This is a genomic window from Nocardioides pacificus, from assembly GCF_054775955.1.
Window position 1 is genome coordinate 246,479 of sequence record NZ_BAAHCI010000008.1, and the last position, 4,829, is coordinate 251,307.

General features: G+C 69.2%; 8 protein-coding genes. All 8 read left to right on the forward strand.

Going from position 1 to position 4,829, the window contains the following annotated elements; translation table 11 throughout:
* A partial coding sequence (locus ACYU7L_RS13340; protein WP_460797381.1) for a DUF881 domain-containing protein occupies positions 1-411 on the forward strand: 411 nt, incomplete at its 5' end.
* Complete coding sequence (locus tag ACYU7L_RS13345; RefSeq protein WP_460797383.1) at positions 408-740, forward strand: small basic family protein; 333 nt, start codon at positions 408-410, stop codon at positions 738-740. The genes ACYU7L_RS13340 and ACYU7L_RS13345, both read left to right, overlap by 4 nt.
* The gene (locus ACYU7L_RS13350) at positions 733-1,464 is read left to right on the forward strand and encodes a DUF881 domain-containing protein (protein WP_460797384.1); all 732 of its coding nucleotides are present in this window, start codon (positions 733-735) and stop codon (positions 1,462-1,464) included. Before ACYU7L_RS13345 ends, ACYU7L_RS13350 begins: the two co-directional genes overlap by 8 nt.
* Positions 1,465-1,510: 46 nt before the next feature.
* Complete coding sequence (gcvH, locus tag ACYU7L_RS13355) at positions 1,511-1,897, forward strand: glycine cleavage system protein GcvH (RefSeq protein ID WP_460797386.1); 387 nt, start codon at positions 1,511-1,513, stop codon at positions 1,895-1,897.
* Between the two features lie 142 nt (positions 1,898-2,039).
* Positions 2,040-2,582 (forward strand): FHA domain-containing protein, encoded by a 543-nt coding sequence (locus ACYU7L_RS13360; RefSeq protein ID WP_460797388.1) that lies wholly within the window; start codon positions 2,040-2,042, stop codon positions 2,580-2,582.
* A gap of 4 nt (positions 2,583-2,586) precedes the next feature.
* A complete protein-coding gene (ftsR, locus tag ACYU7L_RS13365) occupies positions 2,587-3,363 on the forward strand; it encodes a transcriptional regulator FtsR (RefSeq protein WP_460797390.1) in 777 nt (258 codons plus the stop codon).
* A gap of 65 nt (positions 3,364-3,428) precedes the next feature.
* A complete protein-coding gene (locus tag ACYU7L_RS13370) occupies positions 3,429-3,896 on the forward strand; it encodes a bifunctional nuclease family protein (protein ID WP_460797392.1) in 468 nt (155 codons plus the stop codon).
* Between the two features lie 210 nt (positions 3,897-4,106).
* On the forward strand, positions 4,107-4,709 hold the full coding sequence (locus ACYU7L_RS13375) for a MerR family transcriptional regulator (protein WP_460797394.1): 603 nt from the start codon (positions 4,107-4,109) through the stop codon (positions 4,707-4,709).
* Positions 4,710-4,829 lie beyond the last annotated feature (120 nt).

Here is a 4,829-nt window from a genome sequence, read left to right on the forward strand (position 1 = left end):
AGCGGGAACCCCGAGGACGCCCTGCGCTCCTACGAGCTGGCGGCCCTCGTCGACGGACTGTGGAACGCAGGAGCCGAGGCCATCAGCGTCAACGGCGTGCGGCTGACCTCGCTGTCGGCGTTCTACAACTCGGGGCTGGCGGTCTACATCAGCGGTGAGCCGCGCCTGCACGCGGTGTCCGCGCCCTACACGATCCAGGCGATCGGAGACCGGAGCTCCCTGCAGTCGCGCTTCGCCGACACGTCGAGCGGCCTGGACTTCCTGCGGATCCAGCGGGGGCTCGAACTACCCTTCGACATGGAGGACGAGGAGTCGCTGTCCCTGCCGGCGGCCCAGTCGAGGCAGCTGCGCCTCGTCGATCCGTATGTCCCGGGTGTCAACCCTTCCACCGGAGAGGAAACCACGTCGTGATCGCCGCCCTGGGCCTGCTCATCGGGATCGTCCTCGGACTGATCCTGCAGCCCGACGTCCCGCTGGGGCTGGAGCCCTACCTGCCCATCGCCGTCGTGGCCGCCCTGGACGCGGTCTTCGGCGGTCTGCGCGCCTACCTGGACGGGATCTTCGACGACAAGGTCTTCGTCGTCTCCTTCTTCAGCAACGTGGTGATCGCGGCAGCGATCGTCTACCTCGGCGACAAGCTCGGGGTCGGCGGCCAGCTCTCGACCGGGGTGATCGTCGTGCTGGGCATCCGGATCTTCTCCAACGTCGCCGCGATCCGTCGGCACCTGTTCCATGCCTGAGCAGGACTCGGGCCGCAGCCGGCTCTCCAGCGCGCTGATGCGCCCCTCCCGTGCCCAGGCGGTGGTCGGGGCGCTCCTGGCGGTCGTCGGCTTCGCCGCCGTGACGCAGGTGCGTGCCACTGAGGACGACGACACCTATGCCGCCTACCGCGAGCAGGACCTCATCGACGTCCTCAGTGGCCTCTCGGGCACCTCGGAGCGCGCGGAGAGCGAGATCGCGCGCCTCGAGGATGCGCGCGACGACCTGCAGTCGACCACCTCGTCGCGACGTGCCGCCCTGGAGCAGGCGCAGGAGCGTGGCGACAACCTGGCGATCCTCGCGGGCCAGATCGCGGTGACGGGGCCCGGCATCCGGATCACCATCGAGGAGGAGGACGGCACCGTGAGCGTGGCGTCCATGCTCGACACCGTGCAGGAGCTGCGCACCGCCGGGGCCGAGGCGATGGAGTTCAACGACCGGGTGCGGATCGTGGCCCAGAGCGCGTTCGAGGACGGAACGGGCGGGATCCGGGTCGACGGCGAGCTGCTCACCTCGCCGTTCGTGATCGAGGTGATCGGCGAGCCGAACACCCTCGCGGAGGCGCTCGACTTCTCCCAGGGGCCGCGCGAGCAGCTCGAGGAGGACGGCGCGAGCGTCGAGGTCGAGGAGCTCGAGGAGCTCGTGATCGAGTCCGTCCGGCAGCCTGGCCAGCCGGAGTACAGCCAGGCGGACCCCGGGCAGTAGCCTGCCCCCAGACGGACCCAGCCACCGACGAGCCGAGGAGACGCACGTGTACCCCGACGACCTGAAGTACACCAGTGAGCACGAGTGGGTGCGCGTCCCCGGCGAGAGTGAGGGCTCGGTCCGGATCGGCATCACCCACTTCGCGCAGGACGCACTCGGCGACATCGTGTTCGTCTCGCTGCCCGAGGTGGGGGAGAGCGTGGAGGGCGGCACCACCTGCGGTGAGCTCGAGTCCACGAAGTCGGTCAGCGATGTCTATGCGCCGGTGACCGGCGAGGTCGTGGCCCGCAACGCTGCGCTGGACGCGACCCCGGAGCTCGTCAACAGTGACCCCTACGGGGCGGGCTGGCTCTTCGAGGTGGCGCCGAGCGACCCGTCCGTGGTCGAGGACCTGATGGACGCCGCGGCGTACACCGCCTCGCTGGAGTCCTGAGGTCTCTGGATCGGGCCGATCCGGCTTGCCCGAGCGGGCACGGCTGATAGGTTCGTAGGAACCGTCAACCTCAGCCCCTGCTTGAGGGTTGACGGCCCGACAGCGGAAGCCGACCGAGAATTTCGCACTGGAGGAATCCCCCATGCCTTTCTGCACCGCTTGCGGGAAGCAGAACCCAGACGAAGCCCGCTTCTGTTCGCAGTGCGGCAACCGCCTGGTGACTGACTCCGAGCCCGCGCCGACCTCGCAGAACCCCGCCGTGGGTCACGAGCCGGCGACGGACTCCACCGCCACGATCACCTTCGGCGTACCCGAGAAGGCCGACACGTCCGACCGCCAGCTCAACGCGGTCGACGCCGCCGCGGTCGACGCGCTGCCGTCGGGCCACGCCCTGCTCGTCGTCCAGCGAGGTCCGGGGGCCGGGAGCCGGTTCCTCCTCGACATCGAGGTGGTCAACGCCGGACGTCACCCAGAGAGCGAGATCTTCCTGGACGACGTGACGGTCTCGCGCCGGCACGCGGAGTTCCGTCGCGTCGGCTCGACGTACTCCGTGAGCGACGTGGGAAGCCTCAACGGCACCTACGTCAACCGCGACCGGATCGACGAGGTGCAGCTCAAGGACGGCGACGAGGTCCAGATCGGCAAGTATCGCCTCGTGTTCTTCTCCGGGCACCCGAACGGCTGACCCCTTGCGACCCACCGCAGGCTCCTCGGCGGCCTCATCGGTCGGCCAGACGGCGGGCTCGACCGGCGCCTCGCGCGCCAGGATGAACATCGGCCAGGTGCTCGACGAGCTCCGGGGCGACTTCCCCGGGGTGACCATCCCCAAGATCCGCTTCCTGGAGGACAAGGGGCTGATCAAGCCCGAGCGGACCCAGGCCGGCTACCGCAAGTTCTCCTCGGCCGACGTCGACCGACTGCGCTACATCCTGCGGATGCAGCGCGACCACTACCTGCCGCTCAAGGTGATCGGGGAGCACCTCGACGCGATCGACCGCGGCCTGGAGCCGCCGCCGATCGAGCCTGTTGGTCCGACGGTGCCGCAGGTCGCGCTGGCGGCGGACGGGCTGCCCAGCGCCGACTCGTTCGCGCAGCGCAGCGACCTGCGCCTGTCGCGACGCGAGCTGGTCAAGGTCGCGGAGATCTCCGAGGAGCTGCTCGACCAGCTCGAGCAGTACGCCCTGGTCAAACGGCGCCCCGGCACCGGTCACTACGATGCCGACTCGCTGGTGATCGCGCGTACGGCGCGCGAGCTGGCCGACTTCGGCATCGAGCCGCGCCACCTGCGCGCCTTCAAGTCCGCGGCCGACCGGGAGGTGGGTCTCGTCGAGCAGGTCGTCGCTCCGATGCGCGGCGGTCGGGACGCCTCCGCGCGGGCGCGAGCGGACGAGGCTGTGAACGAGATCGCGGCCCTGTCGGTGCGGCTGCACGCGATGCTTGTGAAGGCGGCGCTGCGCAACTCCTGAGGGTGCACGACAGTCGGCTATCCGGGCCATCTGACCACATTGGACAGCGGAGTAGGGTGATGGATGTGCGCGAAGTGGATGTCATCGGAGTGAGGGTCGAGATGCCCTCCAACCAGCCCATCGTGCTCCTGCGCGAGGTCAGCGGGGAGCGCTATCTCCCCATCTGGATCGGGGCCGTCGAGGCCACGGCCATCGCGTTCGCGCAACAGGGCGTCGTCCCGCCTCGGCCCTTGACGCACGACCTGATGAAGGACCTCCTCGAGGCGACCGGCAACGAGCTCACCGAAGTGCGGATCACCGACATGAAGGACGGCGTCTTCTTCGCGACGCTCGTCCTCGGATCCGGCACCGAGGTCAGTGCCCGCCCCTCCGACTCCATCGCGCTCGCGCTGCGCACCGGCAGCCGCATCGTCTGCGACGAGGGAGTGCTCGACGAGGCCGGCCTCGCCGTGCCCGCGGAGCAGGAGGACGAGGTCGAGAAGTTCCGCGAGTTCCTGGACCAAGTGACGCCGGAGGACTTCGAGTCCCAGTAGTGCTGCCCGCCTGAGCCTGAGCCTGGGTCTCACCCTCAAGTTGAGGTTGAGGGTTGCGACACGCCGCCGAGCGCGTTGACCACCCCCCTCCGGGGATCTACCTTGGAGTGTCTCTGTTGTAACTCCACCGCTGTCGTTGCCTCCGCAGCTCAGCGCTTCCCCCTCGGGAGTTACGCACAACGGAGTATCCGACGGAGGAAGTACGTGGGCGTGAACGACAACGGGCAGGGTCCCGCCAAGGCGCAGGATCAGCAGGCGGCGCAGGCCGCCGAGCTGGCCGGCGAGCAGGGACTGCTCTTCACCGACGACGTGTCGCCGCTGCCCAGCGACGCGGGCTACCGCGGGCCGACGGCCTGCAACGCGGCAGGTATCACCTACCGCCAGCTCGACTACTGGGCCCGCACCGGCTTGGTGGAGCCGACCGTGCGCGGCGCCTCGGGATCGGGATCGCAGCGTCTCTACTCGTTCCGCGACATCCTGATCCTCAAGGTGATCAAGCGCCTGCTCGACGCGGGGATCTCCCTGCAGCAGATCCGCACAGCCGTGCAGCACCTGCTCAACCGCGGCACCGACGACCTGACGCGTGTGACGCTGATGAGCGACGGCGTCTCGGTCTATGAGTGCACCAGCAACGACGAGGTCATCGACCTGCTCCAAGGGGGCCAGGGCGTCTTCGGCATCGCGATCGGGGGTGTGTGGCGCGAGATCGAGGGGACTCTCGCCGAGCTGCCCAGCGAGCGCACCGCCACCGCTGAGGAGCCGAGCACCGGCGACGAGCTGGCCGCCCGCCGGGCAGCCCGCAAGATCAGCTGAGGTCACCCCAGCTCAGCCCCAGTCGGCGCAGTTTCACAGCCGAGTCGGCGCAAGTTCACACAACTTGCGCCGACTCGGCGGTGAAGATGCGCCGACTGGGCATTTGAGGGCGGGGGCATT